A 26,211-nucleotide genomic window follows, 5' to 3' on the forward strand; every position below is an offset into this window, starting at 1 on the left:
CTCCTTGGGAATTATCCCGGAATTGTTTTTAAAATTTATGGGAAAATGGCTATCAGCCGAGAATACCCATAATGTCGGATTCTTTCATAATCAGAACGTCTTCGCCATCAAGCTTGACTTCCGTTCCTGACCATTTGCCAAAGAGAACGCGGTCGCCTGCTTTAACGTCAAGAGCAACGAGCTTGCCGCTTTCATCACGTGCACCCGGACCTACAGCGAGAACTTCGCCTTCCTGTGGCTTTTCTTTGGCTGTATCTGGGATGATGATCCCACCTGCGGTTTTTTCTTCTGATTCAACCCGACGAACGACTACGCGATCGTGTAATGGGCGGAATTTGGTTTTTGCCATGTCTTGAACCCTTAAAATGTTTAACTTTAATTAAACTCGATTTCGTTGAGGTATTTCCTCGATTAGCACTCTCGATGTCCGAGTGCTAACTCATGAGAACAGATAAAAATTGCCCCCTATAATGTCAAGAAGGTGGTTTTAATTTTTTAGTGAATTGGCTTCTAGGAACTTTTTGCCTTCAAGGCAAAAAGACGCGCGCAAAAAGCCGCATGTTGTTGAAAATCGACTTAAAAAAGATCGGGCAACGTTTGAAGAATGCGGCCCGATCAAGTTTGTTTCGTGGAGCAAAAAATGTGAAACAAATATATAAGAATCAATGTGTTAAAGAGATGAGGCGTAAAATCGTTCACCTCACGTTTTAATGTTTTATCTCTGCGTCAAGAAAGAAACAGGCTTTTTCATTATGAGCCAGAATAGCCGCTTGAATGAGGCGAAAACAGCCATTGATAGAATTTGTTTTCTCCCCGTGCGAAAGATTCAAAAACTGTGCGAAAGGTTAAAAAAACAAATTATTCACAAGAACAGTTGATCCGATGGTTATATTTTCGACTTTCTACTGTCAGGATTCGCTTTAATCTGGATCCGTCAGGTGGGATATTCCTCGACGCCTGCAACTTCCGGAACAAAATGGCGAAGAAGATTTTCTATCCCGTGTTTGAGGGTTGCTGTTGAAGCCGGACAACCGGAACAGGCACCCCGCATGTTCAGATAAACAACACCATGCTCGAAACCGCGGAACGTGATATCACCACCATCATTGGCCACAGCAGGGCGAACCCGCGTTTCGATAAGTTCCTTGATTGTGTCGACGAGATCTTTATCTTCTTCCGAGAAAAATTCTTCCCCGACCGGTACGTCGGGCACATCATTGACATGCGCTGCCATGATTGGACTATTGGACATGAAATGTTCCATAATAGTTCCCAATATTGCAGGTTTCAGATGCTGCCATTCCGTGTTGTCTTTTGTGACTGTGATGAAATCATAGCCGAAGAAAACACCGGTAACACCGGGAATAGCGAAAAGTTTGGAAGCAAGAGGCGAACGTTCGGATGCGTCTTCTTTGTCACGGAATTCGGCGACGCCTTCTTCCAATACAACCCGACCCGGCAGGAATTTTAGTGTTGCGGGATTGGGCGTGGTTTCTGTCTGGATGAACATATAATTTCCTTTTCATGGTCAAGGCATGCAAGGTGCATTATTCAATTACCTTTATATGCTGCTTTAAGGAACAAAAATTCAAGAGGCAAGTCAGGCCTTCAAGATGATATTACAGTGAAGAGCTTCTTTTTACGAAAAGTTTTGTTTCTAATCGTGCGGAAAAAATGGTCAGGCGACGGAATCGATGTCTTCCGCACTCAAACCATCGGGAATAATTGTAACAGGAATGGGAAACGCGCTTCCCTTCGCCGCAATGGACTGCACAAGAGGCCCTGGTCCTTCAGCACCTGAGCCGGCCGCAAGCACAAGAACCGCAATATCCTGATCGCTTTCAATAAGCTTTACGATTTCAGCAGCCTTTTGCCCCTCGCAAATTTTGGTTTCCGTCTCTATTCCGAGATTTTCCCTTACCTCTGCAGAAATCGCCGATAAGGTCTGGCGCGCCTGCTCATGGGATTCAGCGCGCATAATATCACCAACACCAAGGAAATGCTGGAATTCCGAACTGTCGATCACATAAAGCAAAATCAACCTTCCGCCGGTGTTTTTTGCCCGCCTTGATGCATAGGCGACAGCACGGCGGCATTCCGGTGTCTCATCAATAATTGCCAGAAATTTTCGCTTATGACCGTATTGGCGACTTAATCGTTTTGATAACATGTCTGTTCACCTGCTGGCAGCATTATCGGGAGCAAGCTGAATATGGCATATCAGCCCCTTAGGCGCATAATCAATTTTCACGTCATTATGCGGATTATAGCTCAAACTCCGTTCAATCAGTGTTGAACCGAACCCCTTTTTATGATGGGAGGAAATTTCCGGCCCGTCGCTTTCACTCCACTTCAGATTGATAATTCCGTCTTTCGAGAGAGACCAATTCACCGAAACATGACCGGAGGCAACCGAAAGCGCTCCATATTTGATCGCATTGGTCATAAGCTCGTGAAGCGTTAAAGCAAGCGCCAGCGCCGCCTTTTCCGATACATTGACCTTGGGGCCATCGATTTTGATATTGCCATAAGTTTCCATGGCAACTGCCATAGTATTTTCAACAAGTATCTTGAGGTCGCTTTTTTTCCCGCTATCCTCTTTCAAAGTGCTTTGCGCCTCGGCAATTGCTCTGAGTCTTGCCCCCACTTTTTCGCTCGCACTTTCAAGATCGGAGCTGCTCTTGAGCGTTTGGGAAACCACAGCATTGACCATGGCCAGAATATTTTTAACGCGGTGAGCCGATTCGCCGGCGAGGATGTGTAACTGGTTTTCGAAATTGATGCGTTCTGTGATATCAATGCCCTGAACATAGATACCGATAACCTCACCATCGCTATTCTTGATCGGTTGATGAATGAAATCGACATAATGCAAAACCGGTTCTTCGCTGCCCGGTCGTTCAATGAGAAGCGGGACACTTGCCCCCCGGAACGGCTCTTTCGTTTCCCAAACCTGATCAAGCAGAGCAATGAAGCCTTGTCGGGGAATTTCCGGCATGGCTTCCGCGACGGTACGCCCGATTAATTCTCTGCTACCGACAAGTTCCATAAAAGCATTGTTGACAAGATAAAAACGATGATCCCGGTTGAGCAAAACTATGACAAAGCCCGGTGCCTGCTGGACAAGGTCTTTTAAAAAATCGATTTCGGCAATAAAGCGGGAACGCTCGCCTTCAAGCTTATCGTGGAACTCCGGTTTGGTAGTCTTGTTATTGTCTGTTTTTCTATTTTCGGTTTTTAAAGAAAACGTCACACAATATTCCAATCGAAAATTGACACTATTTTCAAATTTAGTGCAATTCGCTTTTTGTGCAAACTATTTTTGGCGGCGGACTTCAAGATGAAGGTGCTTTTATTTAAAGCACCTTCATCATCATTGTTTTGAAACTCATCCTTGAAGGAAACCCACAATATCGCGCACATGTTTCATTGTATCTTCGGCAAGAACGCTCGCACGTTCCGCACCTTCTCTCAAGACTTGATCAATATAGGAAGGCTCGTTATTGAGACGGCGCAATTCTTCGGTGACCGGTGACAATTTGCTGACAGCCAAATCTGCAAGTGCAGGTTTGAATTCGGAAAACTGTTTACCGGCAAATTCTTTTATGACGGCTTTTTTGTCACAACCGGAAAGAGCTGCATAAATGCCTACGAGGTTATCGGCTTCCGGCCGGTCGTTCAGGCCCTCAACAGTGTCAGGCAATGGCTCCGAATCGGTTTTTGCCTTTTTGATTTTTTTGGAAATATCGTCAGCCGTGTCGATGAGGTTGATACGCGACAAATCGGATGGGTCGGATTTCGACATTTTTTTCGTTCCGTCACGCAGTGACATGACACGTGTGGCGGAGCCGCCAATCAAACCTTCAGTGAGCGGAAAGAAACCGTTGACGGTCTCGTCACCGACCTGCATTTCAACACCTACGCCAAGTTCGGCAATGCGTTCGGAATAATCATTATTGAATTTTTGTGCGATGTCGCGTGTCAATTCGATGTGCTGTTTCTGGTCTTCCCCGACAGGGACTTTTGTGGCGCGATAAACCAGAATGTCGGCAGCCATCAAACTCGGATAGGCAAAGAGGCCGAGAGACGCATTTTCACGATCTTTTCCCGCTTTGTCTTTAAACTGGGTCATGCGGTTCATCCAGCCGATGCGGGCAACGCAATTGAAAATCCATGCAAGTTCGGCATGTTGATGAACGCGGGACTGGTTGAACACAATGTGGTGTTTCGGGTCAATTCCGGCTGCCAGAAATGCTGCTGTTACTTCGCGCGTTGAACGCATCAAATCATGCGGATCGGGGTTGACAGTGAGTGCATGCATATCAACAACGCAATAGATACATTCATAGTCTTTTTGCAATTCAACCCAACGCTTGATCGCACCGAGATAATTTCCCAGATGAAGATTTCCGGTCGCTTGAACTCCAGAAAAAACACGTTGTTTGAATGTGCTCATAATAGACAATCCGATCTTTCAAAAAAATTATAGCTGTTTTTGTCAAAGCTTTCTGTTGAAAGCAATTGAAAACCTTTACCGCTTGCGCAGCAACCCTCTTTTGATCAACGATATATTTGTTGCACCGAAAAGAAATGCAGAACCGAAATAGACTATTATGGCTCCAAATACCAGAGCAAGTACGCCGCTTGCACGATAAGCTAACGGAGCCTTTGCCGACAGCGGATAATCAAGATAGCCGACAGCATAATGGAGGGCGATTGCCATGACTAATGTCGCGAGCAATATTCTTGGAATACGCTTTAAAAGAACTTTATCGCTTCCCCATTGGCGCCTTCTGACAAGAGTGATGAACAGTAAAACGGCATTGACCCAGCCGGCCGATATTTCGGCTATGGCTATTCCACGGGCCGATAAGACCGGAAACAGAGTTAATGCAAGCGAAATATTAACGACCACCGAAATTCCGGCAAAAATCATTGGTGTTTTTGTGTCTTCACGGGCGAAGAAACCCGGAATGAATGCTTTTATCAATACAAAAGCCGGAAGACCCAAGCCATATATGCCTAAAATTCCCGCAACAATTGTCGTTGATTGGGAAGAAAAATGCCCGCGTTCGAACAATAGGCGCACAATCGGTTCTGCCATAACCAAAAAAGCGGCAGCAGCAGGTAAGGTCAAAAGCAGAGTGAATTCGACAGACCGGTTTTGCAAGTTATCGGCTTCTTTCAGATTGCCACTTCTGAGTGCACGGGAAAGTTCGGGTAAAAGTACTGTGGCAACGGCAATGCCGACAACACCCAATGGAAGTTGATAAAGCCGGTCGGCATAAACAAGCGAGGAGACAGCGCCCGATTGTGCAGAAGCAATATTGGTATTGATGAGGAGGTTAATCTGTGTGATGCCGCCGGTAATCGCTGCCGGTAATGCAAGCCAGAGGAGGCGGCGAACATTTTCGGTGAATTTCGGGAGGCGAAAACCGATTTTCATACCGGCATTGGCAACAGCAATCCACACAATAATAAGTTGCACAATACCGGAGGCCATAACGCCCCATGAAAGATCAATACCGACATGCCAGGGGTCAAGCTTATAGACCCATGCGTAAAAGAGAACGCCGATCAGAATAATATTGAGAAAAACCGGTGCGATTGCCGCAGCAAAATAGCGGTGAAGAGAATTGAGCATTCCGCCCATCATTGCCGCCAGTGACATGCAGGCAAGATAGGGAAACATGATCACCGCAAAACGGACGGTAGCATTGAATTTTGTTGCATCATCGGTAAAGCCCGGTGCGATGACATAGCGCACCAGAAAAGGCATGGATAACTCCATGATGATGGTGAGGATCAATAATATTGAAAACAGCACGCCGAAGACTTCTTCGGAAAAACGCCGTGCACTGTCGACACCGTCTTCTTCTATCTGCTTGGCAAACAAGGGCACAAAGGCAGAATTGAATGCACCTTCTGCAAAGAGGCGCCGGAATGTGTTGGGGAAACGGAAGGCCGCGTTGAACGCGTCGGCCACAGGCCCTGTGCCAACAGCCGCTGCCATAAGCATTTCTCTGACAAAGCCGAACAGACGACTCATCAACGTGCCGGATGCAACGGTCGCGAATTGTTTGATGAGGCTCATGTTCTTTTTATATTTTCCATTTGTTCAGCAGCAATAAGAGCCAGTAATTTGCGGCGTATAGCAGCCTGTTTTTGCGGGTTGATAATTTGATGACGGAAAAGATCATTGACATAAAAATTGTCGATAACCTTTTCTCCGAAGGTCGTAATATGTGCAGAAGCAATGTCAAGCGAAAGATCGGATAGCGTTTTTGTAATTTCAAAAAGTAGCCCTGGTCTGTCGAGACCTTCGATTTCTATGACACTGAATTTGTCCGACAGCGTATTATTGATCTCCACACTTGGTGTAACGTCAAAGGCCTTGGCTGCACGGCGCGGTTTGGCGCGTTGTGCAATCACTTCCGGCAGGCGGATGGTTCCCTTCAAGGCATCTTCTATCATTTTACCGACACGTTTTGCCCGCCTTGTTTCATCATCATCAAGCTCGAATTCGCGGGTGATCAGAATGATATCAAGAGCGCGGCCATCTGTGGTGGTAAAAATTTGGGCGTCGACAATATTGCCGCCAGCAGCAGCGCAGGCTCCTGTAACAATGGAGAGAACCCGCGGATGATCGGGCGCAAGAATTGTAAGCTCTGTGACACCGGCAAAACGGTGCGGGTCCGACATTGTTGCAAGCGGGGCGTTGCGTTTATCGGCATCGCGGATAAAATTGGCTTGCCGGACCTGATCTTCCGGTGAAACCGTTAACCAGTAGTTCGGGTATTGCAGGCCGATATAATGTTGTTTTTCAGCTTCGCTCCAATTTTCAAGTGCATTATAAAGGCGTTCTTTCGAGGCGTTGATGCGGTCGGTCCTTGGAACTTGTGAAAAACCTCCGGTCAGAACAATTTCAGTCTCGTGATAAAGTGTGCGTAACAATTGCCCTTTCCAGCCATTCCATACACCGGGACCAACAGCTTTGATATCACATATGGTCAAAACCAGCAGTAATTTGAGCCTGTCGGTTGTCTGAACAATATTGGCAAAGTCTTCGATTGTTTTACGGTCATTGAGATCACGTGACTGGGCAACCATACTCATGGTGAGATGTTCTTTGATGAGCCATGCAACAAGCTCTGTATCAGCTCGCGACAGTCCGAAACGCGGGCAAAGCTTGCGGGCAATTTTTGCGCCCGCAGTCGAATGGTCTTCCGGCCTTCCTTTGGCAATGTCGTGTAAAAATAAAGCAACAAAAAGAATCGTCCGCTCTTTTTTGAACGTTGGCACAATTGCCGAAGCAAGTGGATGATCCTGATAAACTTCGCCATGATCGATCTCGCTAAGATAGGCGATACAGCGCAACAAATGTTCGTCTACAGTGTAATGGTGATACATGTTGAATTGCATCATCGCGACAATCTTGCCGAAATCGGGGATGAATTTACCCAAAACGCCGGATTCATTCATTCGCCGCAAGATGAGTGACGGATTGCGGGGCGAGGTCAGAATGGCAATAAAAAGCCGGTTTGCTTCTTTGTCGTCACGCACTTTCTGGGTGATGAGCCCGAGCGAACGGGAGGCTTCCTGCACAGCATGGGGATGGCATTCCAGCCCGTGAATATCGGATAAATAAAAAAGGCGGATAAGATTGACCGGATCGCGGATAAAAACATCATCATCATCGATATTGATGCGTTTTGTGTCAACAACAAAACCCGGATAATCGGCAATTTTTTTCTTGCGGCGCGAAAATGTCAAAAACACCCGATTTAATCCCGGAACCGGTTTTGCATATTCTTCTTCGAGTGCCGCTGAAACAATTCGCGTCAAATCACCAACCTGTTTGGCAACAAGAAAATAATGCTTCATAAAGCGTTCGACATCTTCCATTCCGGGGTGGGCGGTATAGCCCAGACGATGGGCAATATCGCGCTGGATATCAAAAGACAACCGCTCCTGTGCCTTGCCGGTTAGAAAATGCATATGACAACGAACGGCCCATAAAAAATCGTCGGCTTTTTTGAAAATACGAAGCTCGGCTTTGGATAACACGCCAAGTGTTACAAGTTTGTCGGTCGAGGTGATACGATAATGGTATTTGGCAATCCACATCAGGGTTTGTAAATCGCGCTGACCGCCTTTGCTTTCTTTAACATTCGGTTCGACCAGATAACGTGTTTCACCGGCTTTTTTGTGACGAAGGTCGCGTTCCAGAAGTTTTGCCCGAATAAAAGCCGGAGAAGTTCCTTTGACAACTTCGTCTTCGAAGCGGCGCATCAATTCGGTGAAAATCCCCCGATTACCGATCAGAAAACGCGCTTCAAGGAGGGCGGTTCTCGCGGTCATATCCTCTTTTGCCATGCGGATTGAATCGTCGATATTTCTTGTTGCATGGCCGACTTTAAGGCCAACATCCCATAGCATATAGAGAATATATTCCATCACCTGTTCGCCCCATGGTGTCTGTTTCCATGGCAGCAAAAAATGAAGATCTATATCGGAATGCGGCGCTAAGGTTCCGCGTCCATAACCACCAACTGCGACAAGAGCAATGCGTTCACCGCTTGAAGGGTTGGGAAGGGGATAAACTCTTTCGATAACAAAATTATAAAGTGTTGTGATGACGGTATCGATGAGCAAACTTAACCGGCGGGCGCATTGGCGCCCTTTACCATTCTGTTGAAGAATATTTTCCGCTTCTTTTTGTCCATCAGCAATAGTCGCCTTTAAAAGTGAAACAATTTTCGGTTTGATTTTCAAACCTATGTCTGCACCCTCTTCATTTTTGATGAGTTCTTCCATTTTTTGACGAAGATCTTTTTCTTCAATCAGAACAAGATTTTTAGTTGAAGCGCTCATTATTGACCAATCTGTTGCAGAGACATTTTTGTAACTGGAAACGAATCTAGACTATATTTGGATATGTTGGAATAGCCTATATTTGTGAGCCCACGAGAAAGAGGATGACATCATCCGCGTCTTGCGTTAGGTGTCTAGGCAATATTTCTGCGAAGGTCTGAAATTCCGACAGATGGCGAGTTTCTAATAGGGTATGGTAGCAAGATGGAAGAACCTGAAAATTTACAGGAAATAATCGACCGTTATGATGCTGTTTTTTGTGATGTGTGGGGTGTTATTCATAATGGCGTTCACGCTTTTAAAGAAGCTGTTGCAGCTTTGATCAAAGTCAGACAATCCGGAAAATCGGTCATATTGCTCACCAATTCGCCCCGTCCGCATGACGGTGTGGCGAAGCAGTTGGCTTCCTTGAAAATCGGCTCCGATGTTTATGATGACATTGTTACTTCCGGTGATGCGACACGTCACCTCATCAAGGAAGCACCGAGGAAAGTTTTCCATATCGGGCCAGAGCGTGACCTTGCCTTGTTTGACGGGCTTGACGTCGAGCTTGTTGAAGAATTCGAGGCGACATCAATCGTCTGTACGGGACTTTTCGACGACGAGCATGAAGAGCCGGATGATTATCATGATCTTTTGCTCAGATTAAGATCGAAGAATTTGCCTTTTATATGTGCCAATCCCGACATTACGGTTCATCACGGCGACAAGATATTATGGTGTGCTGGTGCACTTGCGCGCGCTTATGAACAATTGGGCGGGCGCACATTGATTGCCGGCAAGCCGCATCGCCCGATTTATGATTTGGCTATGGACAAACTCGCCGAACGAAAAGGCAGAATAGCCAAAGACCGAATTCTCGCGATTGGTGACGGCATATTGACCGACATGAAAGGCGGACAACAATACGGACTTGATACGCTTTATATCTCTGGTGGCATCCATCAGAATGAATATGCGAAAGATGGCGACATCAACCGTTCATTTCTGACCGAATTTTTAAACAAATATGGCAGTCAGCCCATTGCCACTATGTGGACGCTTAAATGACCAATAAATTTTTGCGGTTGAAAAATCTCGCTGCATTGCCGGAAAGTCATAGGAATTCGGTTGTAGCAATTGGTAATTTTGATGGTGTCCATAGGGGCCATCAGGCAGTTTTGGAAAAGGCTCTCAATATTGGCAAACGAACCGGCCGTCCGGCAATTGTTTATACATTCGAACCGCATCCCAAAAGCTTTTTCAAGCCGGAAAAGCCGGTTGATCGGCTCACACCGGCAGCAGAAAAAGCCAGAATATTGGAATTGATGGGATTTGATGGTGTTGTCGAACAACACTTTGATGCAAAATTTGCTCACCTTACTGCCGAAGAATTTGTCAAACATATTTTATGCGAAAATTTTCATGCTTCGGCAGTGGTTACCGGAAGCGATTTCCATTTCGGAAGCAAGCGTGTCGGTACGCCTGATTATCTTGCCGATTGTGGAAAAAAACTGGGCTTTGCTGTTGTTAAAGTTCCGCCTTTTTGTGACGAAAACGGTCAAGTCATTTCTTCAAGCCGCATTCGTGCACTATTGGCTGACGGAAAAGTGGAGGAAGCAGCAGGCCTCCTCGGCTACCACTATACTGTTTGCGCGAAAGTTATTCATGGAGCAAAGCTCGGTCGGACATTAGGTTTTCCGACTGCCAATATGGCGCTTCCCGAAGAAACAGGTCTTGCTTTCGGAATCTATGCAATCCGCTTTCGCCGGAGTGACGGAACACTTTATGACGGGGTCGCAAGTTTCGGGAAACGGCCGACAGTAGAAGGCGATGGTGTGCCATTGCTTGAAAGCTTTCTGTTTTCATTTGATGGCAATTTATATGATGAAACGGCATCTGTTTCCTTTTATTCATATTTGCGTGGAGAAAAGAAATTTGACGGTTTACAACCATTGATTGCCCAAATGAATAAAGATAAAGAAGAAGCCAAAGCAGCACTTACGGCGGCTTCACCGCTGTCGGCATTGGACAGAAATTTTACATTTACCAATCGGTAACGATAGGCCAACAACATTTCTGAGAAAATAAAGTTTTAAGACATTCTTAAAATGTTGATTGAATATTTATGATTGGCCAGTTTGCAAAGAGTTGGTGTTTGGCAGTGTTTAATCAGCTGCTTTGTCAAAGCGTCTGGAGTGTATAGGTGTCGGATAATATATTGAAAGTAGTTTTCGCAGGCATGACCGGCTTGATGACGATTTCATGTTTTCAGGCAAATGCAGAAGAGCTATACGATTACCAGACGGGAAAAGTTACCAATGTTTCGGCTGAACAACGTGCGGTCGACGACCAAAATTATCGTTCGACAGCACCGGCCAAAAAACATTTCTACAGCGGAAACTGGTCGCTAACCCTTGGCGCATCGGTTTATGAAGCACCAAAATTCGAAGGAGATGACACCTACGACATCGCTGTTGACCCGATTTTTTCCATAGGCAAAAGGGGTGGTGACGATCGTTTCTCTTCGCGCAACGATAATATGTCTTTTGCTTTGTTGGAAAAGAGCCTTATTCGTCTTGGTGTTGTGGGAAAAATTTTGCAAGAGCGTGACAGTGACACGTCAGGCGATCTCAAGGGGTTGAACCGGGTGAAATGGGGTGGCGAGGTCGGCGGTTTTGCCGAAATCTATCCGCTCGATTGGCTGCGGGCGAGAGCAGAAGTGCGTAAAGGTATACGCAGTCATAATGGTGTTACGTCCGACATTGCTGTTGACGCCTATAAAAATTTGACACCTTCTGTACAGGTTTCCGGCGGGCCGCGCGCTTTTTACGCGACACAAGACTATTTCAAAACCTATTACGGAGTTGATGCAGAAGAATCTCTTCGTTCGGGGTTGAAAGAATTTCATCCCGATAGTGGCTGGGGGTCCTTTGGTGCCGGTGGTGCAATTACCTGGAAAGCCACAAACAAAATTACAACCAGTGTGTTTGGCGAATATAAGCGGTTAACTGGCGATGCCGGTGATTCATCTCTCGTTTTCCAGCGTGGGGACAAGAACCAGTTTACCATGGGTATTTCGGCGTCTTATCGTTTTGATTTTACATTGCGCTGAAAAAGCGGGTTAAAGATAGATAAAGCTGCAAACGCAGAGCAATGCTTTATGTGAAAGTTTATTGCCAGCGTTTTGGCACAAACGCTTGAAAAGCAGTGTTACCGGTTATCAACTGCAGTGTTTATCAACGGGCTATTGCCGTTCATTTCAATCAATTTGGAAAATTCGTCAACACAAATGGCAGAGATGACAACGGTTGCTGCCAGTGTAACTATAATAACCAGAAAATATTCGAATACGCTATAAACGAAATGCGACCTTCTTGTGTAAGTCGACAGTTGCAATGCATCCGAACTGTGTTTGAGCATTGTGCTTCACCTTTCAACAGACTCTGGTAGTGTCTTTCATAGTGCCCCAAAAGGAAGCTTTATCGAAATTAAAATTAAGGTCGGGAAGTGCTTTTCAGATTCATGGTTAAAAAACAATAAATTTTATTGTCAATAAAATGATGACAGTCTGTCGAACGATCTTCGTTTTGAAACATGATAAAAAAAGCCTATTTAATTAGAGAGTGCAGAACACCTAAAAAATGATAGAGGAAAAAATGACCAAACAATTCAAAGTAGCCATATTGATTGGCAGTTTGCGCAAAGAATCTTATAGCCGGAAGCTGGGCAAGGCATTTATTGCTCTTGCACCGGAAAATTTGTCTCTCGATTTTATCGAAATAGGTGATTTGCCACTTTATAATGAAGATCTGGAAACAGAGACTCCTCCGGCTGCCTGGCAAAATTTCAGAAACGCGCTGAAGAAAGTTGATGCGGTTATTTTTATAACGCCGGAATATAATCGGGCTATTCCCGGAGTATTGAAAAATGTAATTGATGTTGCTTCTCGTCCTTATGGTAAAGGCGTCTGGAATGGCAAGCCCGGTGCAGTTGTTTCCATTTCCCAAGGTGCATTGGGCGGATTTGGTGCCAACCATCAATTGCGACAGGCTTTGGTGTTCAATGACGTTCCGACGATGCAACAGCCTGAAGCCTATATCGGGAGAATTCAGGATTTGGTCACCGATGACGGGAAACCGGCCAATGATGATGCAGCCAAGTTCTTTTCAACTATAGTGCAATCATTTGGAAAATGGGTCGAGAAGATATTGCATTAATATAATAAAACATGAAACTACTATTATAAAATATAGTAGTTTCAGATAATCATAATATTATAATGAATTGTATTAATTTTTATATCATATCAAAATTAATACAATTTTTCATGAAATGTGATCAGTGATTTTTTTACAAGCCTTTATATTGACCGATTTAATCCCCATATATTAATTAGACATTGGGGAGTGAAAAATGGATAATATAAATACTTTAATTGAGTGGCAACCTTATCAACTGATGAATGCCGCGTTATTGGTGATTATTGTTAATATTTCTTTAGGTTTTTCTTTATGGAAGTCACTATCAGATAGTGAATGGGCAAGATTTTTTGACATCTCGTCCATATTGACGATTGCAGGTGCTGTGTCGCTTGCAATAACAATGACGCGCGTCAAAGTGGTGGACTCTCTTGTCAATATTTCCACTTTATTGCTGGCCTTTGGTATCGTGTTGACTATTTTTGGCGCTATTTGCGATGTTGCCCATCGGATTAGTCTTTATCGCGACACACATTACAATAAAGAAGCGTAATGCTTTGCTTTTCTCATGAGGTTAGGCCAATCGGTTTTAGACGCTGAAATATATGCTATCGCAGGAATTATGCTATTGTTAGTATTATTTTATCGGCTGTTATCGTTGGATTGATGATTTCCAAAATGTCGGAAAAACCGAAAAACATGAGGGGGAGAAGCAGGCTCAGTCCTTTGCAAGGTGATAAAGTGTTTGAGCCCGGTGTCCGGATTTACAATAAGCAAGAACCGGATATTCGCATGTCTTTAAAGCGTCTCTCATAGAGGCAATGCTTTTCTGTTCTATATTCGGGGGTGTCACGGGAATGTAATAGCTTGTGAGGCCTTGAGCTTTGGCAACTTTTTCAATAGAGGCAAAAGTTGGCTGATTTTGCTGTTCATTATCGGGGCGGTTACAAATGATTGTCTTGAAGCCGGCTTTGGCAAGTTCTTCAACAAAGTCCTCCGTAATCTGTCCGCAGACGAAAACGCCATCATCAATTTCGGTCAAGTCCATCAGAAATTCACTCTCTAAAATATATTCATTGTCACGTATTCATGAAAATATTCTGTTGCCGGAACCTTGGCAAGCACATCTCCAACTTATAAAACATCAAAATTGAAAGCGGACCCACGGTTTTGGTAATAGATGAATATGACCGATAAGGCTGAACGGAATGGCGTTATATGGCGGGTCAAGCAATTTTATTCGAAATGAATGACGGTTAAATGACTATTTTGAAAAAGGCATGTTCTGTCGAAGAAAAGACGGATTCAAAATTCAGTGATACAGTGCTTGTTGATGCGGAGGTCGTTTCAGCAAGCGACGGGAAAAGACAACAGATCGAGAAGACTGTTGCCGAAGAAGTGCCGATTGCGCTTTCTTACGATGGTACAACGCAAGCAGTTTTGATGGCGTCCCCCGATGATCTTAGAGACTTTGCCTATGGCTTCAGTCGGACCGAAGAATTCATTAGTGATCCGGATGAGATTGAAAATATCGATATTGTCCCACTATCGCGCGGAATAGATGTACAAATCGCTTTACGCGTTGACCGGCGTGATGCGTTTCGCAAACGCCGCCGTTCTATGGCAGGCCCTGTCGGTTGCGGTCTTTGCGGCATCGAATCAATTGACGCGGCAATGCGTGAAATAGACAAGGTAAAACGGACAGATATCCATTTTGATCGGGATGAAATTTTTAACGCAGCACGTGAAATTTGCGGAAAACAGATTCTGAACAATGCAACAAGAGCAGTTCATGCCGCCGCTTTTTATGAAAAAAATAAAGGGATAATTGCAATTCGTGAAGATGTTGGCAGGCACAATGCGCTGGATAAACTTTGCGGTCATCTGTTTTTAAATCGCAAGGATGTCAGTTCCGGTTTTGTTGTGGTAACCAGCCGCCTGTCAGTTGAAATGGTACAAAAAGCTGCAGTTTTGGGCGTTTCTATACTGGTTGCTGTATCGGCAGCAACGGCCGAAGCCATCCGAATAGGTCAAAAATGTAATATGACTTTAATTGGTCGCACGAGAGAAAACGACTTCGAGATTTATTGCGGCAAAGAATGGATCATCTAATCCATCTCCCGTCGCAACTTGTCATGCACCGACCCGAATTGGCCGTATGCGAAATACTATGGCGCACATATCATTCATGCACGCAAAAACTGGTAATCTCAGTTCAAACCCATTACCGCAAAAGCGATTGCAACATTCGTGCTAACAATCATCATGGAATAGAATACTGCGATTTTCATCATATCAGCCATAACTTCACCTCGATTATTTCTGTCTATCACGATACATTACAACACGTAATATAACAATGTGTTACAATTCGGGCAATTGCACAAAGTTCCCAAAAATTTTTTTATTTTTCGGTTTTTCCCGATATTTCCGGCAGTTTTTGGGGAACTGTCTTTAACTTTATCTAGGACAATTGCCTTTTTTCTATCACTTTTAGGCCTCGTTGGTTACTAATTTGTAAAATTTCGTGAGCAAGACAAAATTTTTGACCACCACCTTCGCGCAAGCTTCGTTTTCTATTTTTGTCGCAAGAGTAAAAAGCCACGACAATTGTGATCACATTGTCACGCTTTTTTTGCGTTAAGGAGATCAACGTGCAGCAAAGTGCCGTAAACGCGATTGGTAAAAGCAGTAAATTTTCCGGTAGTGATATTGGTTTCGCTGCCGGTATTGTCATTATTCTGACCGTTTTGTTTTTGCCAGTTCCTTCATTCGTGCTGGATATGGGGCTGTCATTTTCGATAGCTTTTTCGGTTTTGATTTTGATGGTGGCGTTATGGATTCAACGCCCTCTCGATTTTTCGGCCTTTCCGACTGTGTTGCTGATTGCAACCATGCTGCGTTTGTCTCTCAATATTGCAACAACACGTGTTATTCTTACTCACGGTGATGAGGGGTACACGGCTGCCGGCCACGTTATTCACGGTTTTTCACAATTTGTGATGGGCGGCGACTTTGTCATCGGTCTCGTTGTTTTCGCAATTCTGATTATCGTAAATTTTCTGGTTATTACCAAAGGTGCAACACGTATTGCTGAAGTTGGTGCACGTTTCACTTTGGATGCTATTCCAGGTAAACAGATGGCAATTGACGCCGATCTTTCTTCCGGTTTGATAGATGAGAAGCAGGCTCAGGTTCGCCGTCGCGAGCTGGAGGAAGAAAGTTCCTTCTTCGGTTCCATGGATGGTGCTTCCAAATTCGTTCGTGGTGATGCCGTTGCCGGTCTTATCATTACGGCAGTCAATATTTTTGGTGGCATTGTCATTGGCGTTACCCGTCATGGCATGGATATTTCACAGGCTGCCGATGTTTTTACCAAGCTTTCGGTTGGTGATGGTCTGGTAACCCAGATTCCTGCTCTTATCGTTTCTCTTGCTGCCGGTTTGCTGGTTTCCAAGGGAGGAACACGCGGGTCAACAGAAAAAGCGGTTTTTGGCCAGTTGGGTGGTTATCCGAAGGCCTTGTTTGTGGCTTCAGTGCTGCTTGCTGTTTTGGGCTTGATGCCGGGTTTACCTGCTTTTCCATTTTTGACCATTGCAGCACTTCTTGCCGGAATCGGCTTTTCGATACCGCGGCGTCTGCAACGTCAGGCTGAAGAAGAACAAGCTTTGAAGGCTCAAGCCGATGCAATTGCTGAAAAAGAGGAAAGCCAGTCTGTCAAAGCTTCTCTTGAAAAACCGGCAATTGAACTTACTTTGGGTAAACAATTGGCAACCCGTCTTTTGCCTCACCAGACAGAGCTTGCCAACCGCGTTGCCAAAATGCGTCGGAAATTTGCAACCGATTTCGGTTTTGTTATTCCTGAAATCGAAGTGACCGACGACTATAAAACACCGCCGAAATCCTATCAGATCAAATTACACGGGACAGTTGTTGCTTCCTATGAAATGCGCATTGGCGATGTGTTGGTTATGCTTGGCGAAAAACCGGCACCGAATCTTCCCGGTGAGGAAGTCCGTGAACCGGCTTTCGGAATGCGTGCTTTTGCAACGTCTGAAACTTTCCGTTCCGAACTTGCACGCGAAGGATATATGGCCGTTGATAATCTTTCGGTCTTGCTCACCCATTTAAGTGAAGTATTACGGAATAATCTTGCACAATTATTATCTTATAAAGATATGCGCATTCTTCTTGAACGTCTGGGACCGGAATACCGCAAACTCCTTGAAGAAATTTGTCCTGCACATCTTTCTTATTCCGGTTTACAATCGGTTTTGAAATTATTGTTGGCTGAACGTGTTTCGATTTGTAACCTTGACCAGATACTTGAAGCGATTGCCGAAATTGCTCCTCATGTCCGTCGTGCCGAACTGATTGTCGAACATGTCCGGATGCGTATGTCGCAACAGATTTGTGGCGATCTGTCGGATAATGGTGTATTGAATGTTTTACGTCTCGGCAGTCATTGGGATCTGGTTTTCCATCAGGCCTTGAAACGGGATTCAAAAGGCGAAATTGTCGAATTCGATATCGATCCGAGGGAACTTGAAAAATTTGGTACAGAGGCTACAAATGCTATTCGCAAACATATGGAGAAGGGCGAAAGATTTGTTCTTATCACTTCGCCGGAAGCCCGTCCTTATGTTCGCATGATTATTGAACGGTTGTTTGCGACCCTGCCAGTTCTTTCGCACGCGGAAATTGCCCGCGGTGTCGAAGTCAAGACTTTGGGGACGATCTCCGATTAAAAGGAATAGGACATGTCCTTTGCACTTTTGCCCATTGATCAGCTGGTGCCCATTGATCAGCTGGTGATTGTCGCCATGCTGATCTTTGCGCGTGTGGGGGCATGTCTGATGTTGATGCCGGGCATATCGAGTGCCCGTATTCCGATGAATTTCAGATTGTTTTTAGCCATCGCCTTTTCCTTGATCATGGTACCGCTTTCAGGTTCCAATTTTACAAACATTGCGCAAAATCCGACTTTGGCAACTTTGCTGAGCGGCATAATCAGTGAATCGCTCATAGGCGCTACATTCGGCGTTATTGCTCAGGCCTATATGTGGGCTTTGCAATTTATGGCCAATATTATTGGCATGTCGATCGGCTATTCCGGACAACCGGGTACGAGTGTGATTGAATCCATGCCCGAAACACAGGTTGCCAATATGATCACAATCGGTGCGTTGATGTTGTTTTTCGCGGCCGATCTTCATATGGTTGTCATTCGCGGGTTAATGACATCCTATCAAATTATCCCGCCTTCGTTAACGCCGGAACCGCAATCGGCTTTAATCGATTTTCAGGATGCATTATCGCAAACATTTCTGACAACATTGCGTATTGCCTCGCCGTTCATTATCTATTCCATATTGGTCAATATCGCTGTCGGGCTGATCAATAAACTGACGCCGACAATTCCGGTTTATTTTATTTCCATGCCATTTGTTATGTTCGGTGGTCTTTTGCTTATTTATTATCTATTGCCGGAAATATTAACATTTTTCGGGGCAGAATATGCTTCATGGTTGAACAGGGGGCCCTGATGCCGACATCAAGCCAACGATATGCAAGATTATTAAAAGCACAAAAACTGGTGAAGGCACGAGATGAAGCCGAACTCGAGGGGACACAGAACCAACGTTCGGCGTTATCCGATGAAGACAAATTTCTGTTTTCTCTCATGGAAAATGGCTCTGCTTCCAGTTTGTTCGATCCGATGATGGTTGCCAAACGCCTTGATAAAAATGCACGAAAAGAAGCCATTCTTGATAATCTCATTGCCCAACAAAGAAAAACACTGTTGCAGTCGTCGCGCCGGTGCGACGTAATCGACGAGAAACGTAAAGCTGCCGAAGAAGCAGAAGAGCGCAAAGAAATGGCCAAAATGCTTGAAGAATATGTTGCGGCAAAAATCGTCAAAGACACCAGTTTGGGATAAGCTTTGTTCAATATAGTAAATCATGAGGAAAAACGGTCCGGATCATTTTTAAGGAAGGGACGGTTTTCCGGCAATTGAGGTGCCTGATTTATCGGGCATATGCTATAAGAGGACAAATAATGGCCATTCAACCACCTTCAGACTTGGTACTTGATGTGTCAAGAGCGGCTGATCCTCTCGAATATAGAGCTTCGGTCGAAAAGTTGCGTAACGCGCAAAGTGCGGTGCGTGCTGCAAATCAGCAAATAGCGGACGGCGGTTTTTCCGAGTTGGCAAGAACGAATGATAACACAAGTACGGTTTCCCAATCCGGCCAATCTGTCAATCAGCTAAAGATAAAAGAAAAATCGGCAAATGCCGATCATACCGAGGCATACAAAAAGTTTGAAGCTTTTATGTTGCAATCCTTTATCCAGAATATGTTTACGACAGATACACCGTCGGTTTTTGGTAAGGGACAAGCCGGGGAATATTGGAAATCCATGATGGCTGAATCAATGGCCAAGGAAGTGGCTGACCGCGGTGGAATTGGCGTTGCGAAAATGCTCGCTCGCGATGAAGAGATCAAGCAAGGTAAAGTTCCGGAAGTTGGCAATCAGGAAATGGGAGCTGCTTTTGGTCAACTTGCCCGCTCCGACCAAAATACACAAGCCACAGTCGATAATATTGTTCACAACCACGATATTAACTTCGTGCGTAAACAAATGACTAAAAATACTTAAACGTTTTATAACAATTTATGATAACATGCTCGATCAAAGGAGTTTCACATGTCTTTAGCTGAGCAATCGGGTGAACAGAATCCGGCCGTGGTTCCGGCGAAAGTGCACATTGATGATCCCGCCGCGCGGGATGTCGCTTTGGCGAGGTTTGCAGCCGTTGTCAACTCTCTTGAAGAGGTTGTCGATTATGAAACAGATGCACTCGAAAAGCATCAAAATCCGGACTATAACGACATTAATGCCCGTAAAGCTCGCGGTTTGCGTGATTTGAACCAGTCCATGGCAGATGTTGCCCGTTATTTCGATAATGTGGTGGAAAGTAAAGTAGAGACATTGCTGGGTGGTTTGAAAAAGAAACTCGAGCGGAACAGTGAATTATTGAAAATTCACCTCGAAGCTGTGACTGAACTTTCGCAAATGATGCAGGAAGCGGCGCGCGAACAGGAAACAGACGGGACTTACGATCCTTTCACAGTCAATAGCGGGCAGTACAAATGATAAAAACCGTTGCCATTGGCTTATGGGTTTGCATTATCGCTTTGGGCTCATTGATGCTGGCTATCAAGATAGGGTCAGAACCTAAAGCCGTGGCAGCAACAGAAGATACAGCTCCTACCATCGACTATGACCGCACAGACGTTATGAGTGTCCCTATACTGGCCGATGGCAAAGTAAACGGATATATTATCGCGCAACTTGTTTATACAGTTGATTCAAAAGTCAAAAATAAGTTGACTGTTCCTTTGGGGCTATTTGTGAATGACGAAGTCTTCAATGCTTTTTTCGGTTCCTATTCGGATACAAAACAAATAGAACGTATAAAATTCGAGGATGTGAAACAAAAAATTATTGACGGCGTCAATCAACGCTTTCCGGAACCTGTTATTAAAGATCTCATGGTCGAACAGTTCAATTATATACCTGCCGATCAGGTTAGAGATATGAATAAAGTAAAATAAAAAATAATTGTATCGTATAGTTTATATTTTTGTAAAAACAAATTTTAAAAACGTATATATTATATTCAATAAACTTGGTTAAATGAATTTTTAATTCATAAAAATATTGGTTAATATAGAAATTAATATTGAAGAGTAATATTATAAAGAGATATTTTATTGATATAAAAATTCATAAGAACATACCCGATTTTAGCAGTATTTTCCCGATATATCCAATTTTTTGTGATGCAAATTATTTTTTTACTCCGTTCGAAATGAATGAGTGGAGAGGGCGTTAACATTTCAAAAAAATGAAATATCAGGGCATTAATAGTAATGCCATTAGTCTGATTAACTAGCAAAGAAAACTGAAATCCGATTGCAATGCATCGGTATTCAATCTCATCAATATTCTTTTGGCACTTTGATTGGTTTCTCATCAATGCGACAACCAATCTCTGATCTCTTTTACGTTCTTTTCTCTTGTTAATATTTTTTATTCTGTTAGCCGGCTGACAAAAGCAATCGCAAAGAAGGTACTCAGTTTATCATAGAAGTTTGTAGACAGCATCAATATTCGACAATGAATGACATTAAAAATGGAATGGGAATCCGAAAAATCTGGAACGAAAAAGCAAGCCCGCAATTGGCAATTGCGGACGGCGGAAATGTGAACGTGATGTTATTTGCTATGTTAGCATAAGTCATTTTTGATAGAGGGAGACTAAAAGGGCATGAACGGCGCCTTTTAGTCACGTAAAAAAATTAGACTTATTTGTTTGCAGATTTTCTCAGCCGTGCATTGTTCAAAGCATCGATCAACTGTCTTGTATCGGCTTCATCATCCTGCGGGTTTTCGAAGACAACATTGTCAAGCTCTATGCCGAAGCCTTCGGGCGACATAATAATGTGGAAATATGCTGTTACACCATCATTTGAAAATTCCATGTCCAGCGTAATCGTCGGCGGAGTATTCCAATCAAGTTGATAATTGCCACCATTGGCAAAGCGCACTGTATGTGGATAGAAATGAAGTTCTGTTGCAGCGTCGATGATGTCGCTGATATTGGCAAAATGTTCGTCATGGATAAAAACGATAAAATCGGCCGGATCGACCAGTTTCAGTTCGGGAATAATTCGCGCGACTTGTTTTGCGATCATCATTTCGCGCATTTCGTGTACGTCATCTTGATTCATTTTATTTCACAACAACTATAAAAGATAAGGGCTGCATTAGTTTGTTTAATGTATTTTCTGACTGTTAATATAGCGGATCAATTCCGCTACGGCTTGATAAAACTCTTGCGGTATAACCTGATTGACTTCAACCTGTTTATAAAGGGCGCGGGCAAGCGGTATGTTTTCAATAACGGGTATGTCGTGTTCGACAGCAATCTCCCTGATGCGCAAAGCCAGAATATCCTGTCCCTTGGCGATGACCACAGGAGCAAAATCGACCGGTGGCTTATAGCGTAGCGCAACGGAAAAATGGGTCGGGTTGGCAACGATAACTGTGGCTTTTGGAACATTCGCCATCATTTGTCGACGAATGCGATCGCGTGCGAGTGAACGCATACGCGCTTTGACCATCGGGTTACCTTCGATTTCTTTTTGTTCATCTTTCAGTTCCTGTTTTGTCATACGCAATTGACGCCGCCAGTTAAACCGCGACCACGCAAAGTCAAACGCGGCAATTGCGACAACAGCTACAGAAAAAGAGATTAAAAGTCGGGCAACTTCCGAACGTATATATTCCGGCAAAGCCGAGGCAACGGTTCCTAAAGCGTCCGTAAAGACCGTATTGCCTTTGAAAAATGACAGATAGACTATGAGGCTCACACCTATCAGCTTTGCCAACGATTTTAAAAATTCGACAAAACCGGATTTACCAAAAATACGGCTGAATCCGGCAGCCGGAGAAATGCGGGAAAATTGTGGTCGAATTCTTTCGCCAACAATGCGCGGTGTATTCTGCACCATCGAGGCTGCAATGCCGATAACGGGAATGATCACAAGTATCGGGACGAGAGCAAGTCCGACATGGCCTCCCACCAAAAGCAGTAAATGTTTAACGTCTTCGGCACCATTGAGACGCCAGCTTTCGGGCCGCTCAATCCATTGTACGAGGAAATTCGAAAGCTTGGACATTGCAGGAAAAGCGATAAAAATGGCAATCATGCTATAGCCGACAAGGCCGGCAAAAGTGGGCAATTCCCGGGAAAAAGGAAGATTACCTTTTTCTTCGGCCTTGCTTATTTTGTGCTCGGTCGGTTCTTCGGTCTGACTTTCCTTGTCGGGTTTGTCCTCAGCCATTTATTATCATTCTTTCGGCTTTTCCTCCCCCTTGGCTTCATCAGCCGGAGGAGTGGCATTATTTTCCGATTTTGCATCACCACCAGCCTGATCTGCCGACTCATCGGCTGCCAGGCTGATTTTGCCTTCCCCTGCAAGTTTGATTGCCTGTTGCGCAATCGTGCGACGGGCATTTGTAATGTCGGCTTGTGTTATCATGTCGTTCGGTGATTTCAGTTCGGCTTCCACCATGCGGCGGCTACGCTGCGATAACGAACTGAGAATAGTTTCGACCGTTGCATTATCGGCGTTTCGCAAAGCAGTGATGATAACATCCGACGGAATGTCATCGAAAAGCAACAAACGTGCGCGCGACGAAAGACGAGGAATATCTTCGAAGACAAAAAGTTTCGATTTGATTTTTTCGAGATCTTCCGGATCAAGACCGTCAAGACTTGCCAACATCTCGTCGATTTCGCTCTTGTCGAGCTGATTGAGAATGTTGGCTACCTCGCCATAATGTGACTGTTCGGCAGCTTCGTTTTTCTTCATCAGAACGGGTCGTAAAGCTTTATCGAGAAGTTCGTCGACAACCGGTAGAACGGCACGTAAATGTAGCGTGCGGTAAATAATATCTCCGCGTTCGGCCATGGTCTGGAGAAGCAGCAATTTTGCAGAAAGATCGGAAGGAAGTTTCGAAACAATATAGGCGATGACTTGCGGATGTTCCTGCGAGATGTGGTCCTGCAATTCTTCTGCAGACATTTTGCCCATGATCTCCCATAGGCTTTCCTCGGGAATAGCGGGAGTTGCATTCGGATCAAGCACAGCCGCAGCTTCGTCTTCGGGAAGTGTTTCCTGAACGAGATTGTCAAAACGCTCGCCGGCTTGCGAAAAAGATACACCTTCGGCAAAGGCATCTTCGAACTGGTGCACCAGAACATCGAAATCGGCAAGACTGATATTGGGAAGCGTATGGGCTTGCCCACTCAAACGGCGAAGATCATCAGGCGAAAAATGCTTGAGTATTTTTGCCGCTGCAGGTTTACCCATAGCGACGAGAAGGGCAGCAACTTTCTGTTGTCCGGTCAGGCCGTCGATAATCGAGGACGAAGTTTTCCTTGCTGCCACCGTTGGGGCGGCAGGTCCCTCTTTTGCTGATGGATTTTCCTGTTCCGATGACGCCATAACTGTCTTTCAAATATATTTAAAAAGTTATTTGCCGATGATTTCCGTCAAGCTTACCCCAAAACGGGATGAATCATCTTCCATGACGATGACTTCACCGCGCGCGATGACCCGTCCATTGACGACAATGTCGACTGGGTCGCCGATTTGTTTGTCAAGTGTGATAACCGCTCCACGTCCGAGATCCATCAATGTTGCAACCGGCATTGTGGTACCGCCCAGAACAACCTGAACCTCGACGGGAATACTCATGATAAGATCGGCATTACTTGCGGAACTTGCAGATTCGCTTGGCTGTGCCTGGGTATTGTGTTTGGCGGCGTTTGCGCCAAAGGCGGCGCCTCCACCAAAACCGGCTCCTGCCGGCTTTTGTGGATTGGCTCCGAATTGACCTGTATTGCCCGGATTGGCACCACCAAATGGTGCTGCGCCGCCTGCCGGAGCGTTCGGTTTGAAACCGCCTGGCATTGCAGTGCCCGTTGTTCCCGGACGTGGTGGCATAGTCGGCTTGGCTCCCATCGGAGGCGGGGTCGTTGTCGGTTTCGTATCGTCTGCCATTATTTCACCGTTTCATTACGGCCCAAGGCCGTTTGCGATTAAAATTGTACTCTGTTGCCAAGATCCGATTTATGAACTCTGCGTTGGACAAAAACCGGCAGACCGTTATTCTGCATTGTTTGCTGATTAACCGAATGGGTTGTCGGGGCAGAATTTGTTGTGGGTCCATGCGACTGGGCAGTCAATATACCACGAAGACGGTTAAAATCTCCTTGCAACTGATTGCGGATTGTTTCCATATGGGCAACCGAACGGTCAACTTCGCGGCGGATCCGTGATGACTCGGTGATGCGTGCATCGAGTTTCTTGTTCTCGTCCCGAAAATCCTGATGTTCTTCTCTGAGCGCCCTGACAGCGCGATCAAGGCTTGATGTTGCAGCATGAACCTGTTCGGCCAATTGACGCCCGAGACGAATGGTACTGGCCAATTTGCGTGATGTAATGACAAATACACCGACAGATGTCATCGCAAGGACGGCACCTATAATATTAATTATGAACCAGTTCATCATACATTTCCTCTTCTTCATCAATCGGGTCGGTAACCCGTACAGAAAAATTCGATCCCACTTTGCCCAAAGAGCATTTGTAAAGCGGTTTGTCGCCGCTGCGCAATCTTACCTGCTTAACGGCATTTGCCGGTAATGGCAGGACTTGTCCTACTTCGATATGCATCAAATCATTCAAGGTCATCGAGCCTTCAATGATATAAGCTTCAATCGCTACATGAGCCCGGCTGACTTCCTGACGCAAACGCTTGGCCCATAATGGATCGGTTCGCGTTGAAGGTGCCCGCAAAACTCTGGTAACGGCCTCCTGGATCGGCCGGTGACAACTTCTCGGCATAAGCAGAGTAAGGGTTGTTTCGACCTCTCCGGATTTGAACGAAAGGACACAGGAAAACATCCTTAATTGCTGGAACTCTTCCATGTCGAATTGTTGCGCATCCGTCGTTTCTTTATAGTTAAAAAGCGTCCCGTCACCCTTCCCGAAAACATCATCCATTGCCAGAGATAAAACTTTGGCCAATGTCTGTCCTGTTCGCGTTTCAACGGCACTGAACGGCCGACCATTGCGGTTGAGAATCGCCGGTTCGGGTGCTCCGAAAAAGGCGTCTGTTACAACGCTTACAAGATTTGCATCCAGAACAAACAATACGTCACCACCCCACTGGTCTGCTTCGAACCTGACAACCAGCGTATCCCCCGAGATAATTTGGGGTAATGCGTCGGCTTTCAAAGTGTCGAGCGATTTAACTTCTATGGTGAATGTAGCAGACGTATATTGCGCCAACCTTGCGCTTAAATTTGTTGCTGCATCGCCAAATACATGTTGAAACGACATAAGGTCGTCGCTCGACAGCCCGGCAGCACGCAAAATATGCTCGGCCAAAACATCTTTTTTCTTTTCTTCCACTGTTTCGCCGGCAGCGTTGCTTGCGGCAGAAGCAGCGGGTTTTTGGTCACTTGTTCCGGCATTTTCAGTCGTGTTGCCAGGGGTTGCTTCCGACATTG

26 protein-coding genes and 1 pseudogene are annotated in these 26,211 nt (G+C 45.1%); 12 read left to right on the forward strand and 15 right to left on the reverse strand.

Translation table 11 applies throughout. The features are described 5' to 3' along the window. Positions 1-52: 52 nt before the first annotated feature. The 7 genes from groES to H3S83_RS03765 all read right to left on the reverse strand — a co-directional run bounded on the left by groES (position 53) and on the right by H3S83_RS03765 (position 8,874). Positions 53-349, reverse strand: coding sequence for a co-chaperone GroES (gene groES / locus H3S83_RS03735; RefSeq protein ID WP_075870318.1), 297 nt, complete (start codon positions 347-349; stop codon positions 53-55). Positions 350-934: 585 nt separating this feature from the next. Then, positions 935-1,510 carry a NifU family protein gene (locus tag H3S83_RS03740; protein WP_198238965.1) on the reverse strand — a complete coding sequence of 192 codons (576 nt, stop codon included), beginning with the start codon at positions 1,508-1,510 and terminating at the stop codon, positions 935-937. A 168-nt stretch (positions 1,511-1,678) separates the two neighbouring features. Then, positions 1,679-2,170 (reverse strand): universal stress protein, encoded by a 492-nt coding sequence (locus H3S83_RS03745; protein ID WP_077970458.1) that lies wholly within the window; start codon positions 2,168-2,170, stop codon positions 1,679-1,681. Positions 2,171-2,176: 6 nt separating this feature from the next. Then, entirely contained in the window at positions 2,177-3,253 is a 1,077-nt protein-coding gene (locus tag H3S83_RS03750; RefSeq protein WP_370541329.1) for an HWE histidine kinase domain-containing protein, read from the reverse strand. 135 nt (positions 3,254-3,388) lie between these two features. Next, the gene (gene trpS, locus H3S83_RS03755) at positions 3,389-4,456 is read right to left on the reverse strand and encodes a tryptophan--tRNA ligase (protein ID WP_198225226.1); all 1,068 of its coding nucleotides are present in this window, start codon (positions 4,454-4,456) and stop codon (positions 3,389-3,391) included. A 75-nt stretch (positions 4,457-4,531) separates the two neighbouring features. Beyond that, a complete protein-coding gene (gene murJ / locus H3S83_RS03760) occupies positions 4,532-6,094 on the reverse strand; it encodes a murein biosynthesis integral membrane protein MurJ (protein WP_198238966.1) in 1,563 nt (520 codons plus the stop codon). Next, on the reverse strand, positions 6,091-8,874 hold the full coding sequence (locus H3S83_RS03765; RefSeq protein ID WP_198238967.1) for a [protein-PII] uridylyltransferase: 2,784 nt from the start codon (positions 8,872-8,874) through the stop codon (positions 6,091-6,093). Before H3S83_RS03765 ends, murJ begins: the two co-directional genes overlap by 4 nt. 204 nt (positions 8,875-9,078) lie before the next feature. On the opposite strand from H3S83_RS03765, the gene H3S83_RS03770 reads away from it, so the two are divergent. The 3 genes from H3S83_RS03770 (at position 9,079) to H3S83_RS03780 (ending at position 11,968) form a co-directional block, all read left to right on the forward strand. Then, positions 9,079-9,924 (forward strand): TIGR01459 family HAD-type hydrolase, encoded by an 846-nt coding sequence (locus H3S83_RS03770; RefSeq protein ID WP_198232560.1) that lies wholly within the window; start codon positions 9,079-9,081, stop codon positions 9,922-9,924. Beyond that, positions 9,921-10,913: a bifunctional riboflavin kinase/FAD synthetase gene (locus H3S83_RS03775; protein ID WP_198238968.1), complete on the forward strand. Its 993-nt coding sequence runs from the start codon at positions 9,921-9,923 to the stop codon at positions 10,911-10,913. Before H3S83_RS03770 ends, H3S83_RS03775 begins: the two co-directional genes overlap by 4 nt. A 146-nt stretch (positions 10,914-11,059) precedes the next feature. Continuing rightward, entirely contained in the window at positions 11,060-11,968 is a 909-nt protein-coding gene (locus H3S83_RS03780; RefSeq protein ID WP_369459458.1) for a MipA/OmpV family protein, read from the forward strand. Between the two features lie 98 nt (positions 11,969-12,066). On the opposite strand, the gene H3S83_RS03785 is transcribed toward H3S83_RS03780, so the two are convergent. After that, positions 12,067-12,276 carry a hypothetical protein gene (locus H3S83_RS03785; protein WP_077970470.1) on the reverse strand — a complete coding sequence of 70 codons (210 nt, stop codon included), beginning with the start codon at positions 12,274-12,276 and terminating at the stop codon, positions 12,067-12,069. A gap of 236 nt (positions 12,277-12,512) precedes the next feature. On the opposite strand from H3S83_RS03785, the gene H3S83_RS03790 reads away from it, so the two are divergent. Further along, positions 12,513-13,073: an NADPH-dependent FMN reductase gene (locus H3S83_RS03790; protein ID WP_198238969.1), complete on the forward strand. Its 561-nt coding sequence runs from the start codon at positions 12,513-12,515 to the stop codon at positions 13,071-13,073. 196 nt (positions 13,074-13,269) lie between these two features. Then, a complete protein-coding gene (locus H3S83_RS03795) occupies positions 13,270-13,608 on the forward strand; it encodes a hypothetical protein (protein ID WP_198238970.1) in 339 nt (112 codons plus the stop codon). 165 nt (positions 13,609-13,773) lie between these two features. Here H3S83_RS03795 and H3S83_RS03800 read toward each other — a convergent pair whose 3' ends face one another. Next, positions 13,774-14,103, reverse strand: coding sequence for a TIGR01244 family sulfur transferase (locus H3S83_RS03800; protein WP_198238971.1), 330 nt, complete (start codon positions 14,101-14,103; stop codon positions 13,774-13,776). A 212-nt stretch (positions 14,104-14,315) separates the two neighbouring features. Between H3S83_RS03800 and fdhD the strand changes: the two genes are divergently transcribed. From fdhD to H3S83_RS03835, 7 genes and pseudogenes are all read left to right on the forward strand, one after another. Beyond that, positions 14,316-15,167: a formate dehydrogenase accessory sulfurtransferase FdhD gene (fdhD, locus tag H3S83_RS03805; protein ID WP_198238972.1), complete on the forward strand. Its 852-nt coding sequence runs from the start codon at positions 14,316-14,318 to the stop codon at positions 15,165-15,167. A gap of 542 nt (positions 15,168-15,709) precedes the next feature. Continuing rightward, positions 15,710-17,803: a flagellar biosynthesis protein FlhA gene (flhA, locus tag H3S83_RS03810; RefSeq protein ID WP_077970477.1), complete on the forward strand. Its 2,094-nt coding sequence runs from the start codon at positions 15,710-15,712 to the stop codon at positions 17,801-17,803. A gap of 27 nt (positions 17,804-17,830) precedes the next feature. Then, complete coding sequence (fliR, locus tag H3S83_RS03815) at positions 17,831-18,601, forward strand: flagellar biosynthesis protein FliR (RefSeq protein ID WP_188317779.1); 771 nt, start codon at positions 17,831-17,833, stop codon at positions 18,599-18,601. Then, a complete protein-coding gene (locus H3S83_RS03820; protein ID WP_149867406.1) occupies positions 18,601-18,996 on the forward strand; it encodes a hypothetical protein in 396 nt (131 codons plus the stop codon). The genes fliR and H3S83_RS03820 overlap by 1 nt, the downstream gene beginning before the upstream one ends. Before the next feature lie 119 nt (positions 18,997-19,115). After that, positions 19,116-19,539 (forward strand): annotated as a pseudogene (locus H3S83_RS03825) (rod-binding protein); the annotation flags it as partial. Between the two features lie 227 nt (positions 19,540-19,766). Beyond that, positions 19,767-20,216 carry a flagellar protein FlgN gene (locus H3S83_RS03830; RefSeq protein ID WP_077970485.1) on the forward strand — a complete coding sequence of 150 codons (450 nt, stop codon included), beginning with the start codon at positions 19,767-19,769 and terminating at the stop codon, positions 20,214-20,216. Beyond that, positions 20,213-20,677 (forward strand): hypothetical protein, encoded by a 465-nt coding sequence (locus H3S83_RS03835; RefSeq protein WP_198225219.1) that lies wholly within the window; start codon positions 20,213-20,215, stop codon positions 20,675-20,677. Before H3S83_RS03830 ends, H3S83_RS03835 begins: the two co-directional genes overlap by 4 nt. Before the next feature lie 753 nt (positions 20,678-21,430). Here the strand turns inward: H3S83_RS03835 and H3S83_RS03840 are convergent. The 6 genes from H3S83_RS03840 to H3S83_RS03865 form a co-directional block, all read right to left on the reverse strand. Continuing rightward, positions 21,431-21,856 carry a hypothetical protein gene (locus H3S83_RS03840; protein ID WP_077970491.1) on the reverse strand — a complete coding sequence of 142 codons (426 nt, stop codon included), beginning with the start codon at positions 21,854-21,856 and terminating at the stop codon, positions 21,431-21,433. Between the two features lie 45 nt (positions 21,857-21,901). Then, positions 21,902-22,972 (reverse strand): flagellar biosynthesis protein FlhB, encoded by a 1,071-nt coding sequence (gene flhB / locus H3S83_RS03845; protein WP_077970493.1) that lies wholly within the window; start codon positions 22,970-22,972, stop codon positions 21,902-21,904. 6 nt (positions 22,973-22,978) lie between these two features. Further along, a complete protein-coding gene (locus tag H3S83_RS03850) occupies positions 22,979-24,139 on the reverse strand; it encodes a flagellar motor switch protein FliG (RefSeq protein WP_198238974.1) in 1,161 nt (386 codons plus the stop codon). Between the two features lie 27 nt (positions 24,140-24,166). Continuing rightward, positions 24,167-24,607, reverse strand: a complete 441-nt coding sequence (gene fliN / locus H3S83_RS11675; protein WP_370541273.1) for a flagellar motor switch protein FliN — start codon at positions 24,605-24,607, stop codon at positions 24,167-24,169. Positions 24,608-24,735: 128 nt separating this feature from the next. Then, positions 24,736-25,209: a BAB2_0123 family type IV secretion system effector gene (locus H3S83_RS03860; protein WP_225867953.1), complete on the reverse strand. Its 474-nt coding sequence runs from the start codon at positions 25,207-25,209 to the stop codon at positions 24,736-24,738. Beyond that, on the reverse strand, positions 25,187-26,209 hold the full coding sequence (locus H3S83_RS03865; RefSeq protein WP_198238975.1) for a FliM/FliN family flagellar motor switch protein: 1,023 nt from the start codon (positions 26,207-26,209) through the stop codon (positions 25,187-25,189). Before H3S83_RS03865 ends, H3S83_RS03860 begins: the two co-directional genes overlap by 23 nt. Between the last annotated feature and the right edge of the window lie 2 nt (positions 26,210-26,211).

Source organism: Bartonella sp. W8122 (assembly GCF_016102485.1).
Classification (GTDB): domain Bacteria; phylum Pseudomonadota; class Alphaproteobacteria; order Rhizobiales; family Rhizobiaceae; genus Bartonella; species Bartonella apihabitans.

Bases quoted from the DNA above. Each gene is read 5' to 3' on its own strand.
- H3S83_RS03865 (WP_198238975.1), bottom strand. From the start codon at position 26,209: ATGTCGGAAGCAACCCCTGGCAACACGACTGAAAATGCCGGAACAAGT.
- H3S83_RS03860 (WP_225867953.1), bottom strand. From the start codon at position 25,209: ATGATGAACTGGTTCATAATTAATATTATAGGTGCCGTCCTTGCGATG.
- H3S83_RS03785 (WP_077970470.1), bottom strand. From the start codon at position 12,276: ATGCTCAAACACAGTTCGGATGCATTGCAACTGTCGACTTACACAAGA.
- H3S83_RS03775 (WP_198238968.1), top strand. From the start codon at position 9,921: ATGACCAATAAATTTTTGCGGTTGAAAAATCTCGCTGCATTGCCGGAA.
- groES (WP_075870318.1), bottom strand. From the start codon at position 349: ATGGCAAAAACCAAATTCCGCCCATTACACGATCGCGTAGTCGTTCGT.
- H3S83_RS03740 (WP_198238965.1), bottom strand. From the start codon at position 1,510: ATGTTCATCCAGACAGAAACCACGCCCAATCCCGCAACACTAAAATTC.
- H3S83_RS03745 (WP_077970458.1), bottom strand. From the start codon at position 2,170: ATGTTATCAAAACGATTAAGTCGCCAATACGGTCATAAGCGAAAATTT.
- H3S83_RS03840 (WP_077970491.1), bottom strand. From the start codon at position 21,856: ATGAATCAAGATGACGTACACGAAATGCGCGAAATGATGATCGCAAAA.
- H3S83_RS03770 (WP_198232560.1), top strand. From the start codon at position 9,079: ATGGAAGAACCTGAAAATTTACAGGAAATAATCGACCGTTATGATGCT.
- H3S83_RS03800 (WP_198238971.1), bottom strand. From the start codon at position 14,103: ATGGACTTGACCGAAATTGATGATGGCGTTTTCGTCTGCGGACAGATT.
- murJ (WP_198238966.1), bottom strand. From the start codon at position 6,094: ATGAGCCTCATCAAACAATTCGCGACCGTTGCATCCGGCACGTTGATG.
- fdhD (WP_198238972.1), top strand. From the start codon at position 14,316: ATGACTATTTTGAAAAAGGCATGTTCTGTCGAAGAAAAGACGGATTCA.
- H3S83_RS03830 (WP_077970485.1), top strand. From the start codon at position 19,767: ATGTCTTTAGCTGAGCAATCGGGTGAACAGAATCCGGCCGTGGTTCCG.
- H3S83_RS03835 (WP_198225219.1), top strand. From the start codon at position 20,213: ATGATAAAAACCGTTGCCATTGGCTTATGGGTTTGCATTATCGCTTTG.
- H3S83_RS03790 (WP_198238969.1), top strand. From the start codon at position 12,513: ATGACCAAACAATTCAAAGTAGCCATATTGATTGGCAGTTTGCGCAAA.
- flhB (WP_077970493.1), bottom strand. From the start codon at position 22,972: ATGGCTGAGGACAAACCCGACAAGGAAAGTCAGACCGAAGAACCGACC.
- fliN (WP_370541273.1), bottom strand. From the start codon at position 24,607: ATGCCAGGCGGTTTCAAACCGAACGCTCCGGCAGGCGGCGCAGCACCA.
- H3S83_RS03765 (WP_198238967.1), bottom strand. From the start codon at position 8,874: ATGAGCGCTTCAACTAAAAATCTTGTTCTGATTGAAGAAAAAGATCTT.
- H3S83_RS03850 (WP_198238974.1), bottom strand. From the start codon at position 24,139: ATGGCGTCATCGGAACAGGAAAATCCATCAGCAAAAGAGGGACCTGCC.
- trpS (WP_198225226.1), bottom strand. From the start codon at position 4,456: ATGAGCACATTCAAACAACGTGTTTTTTCTGGAGTTCAAGCGACCGGA.
- H3S83_RS03795 (WP_198238970.1), top strand. From the start codon at position 13,270: ATGGATAATATAAATACTTTAATTGAGTGGCAACCTTATCAACTGATG.
- H3S83_RS03820 (WP_149867406.1), top strand. From the start codon at position 18,601: ATGCCGACATCAAGCCAACGATATGCAAGATTATTAAAAGCACAAAAA.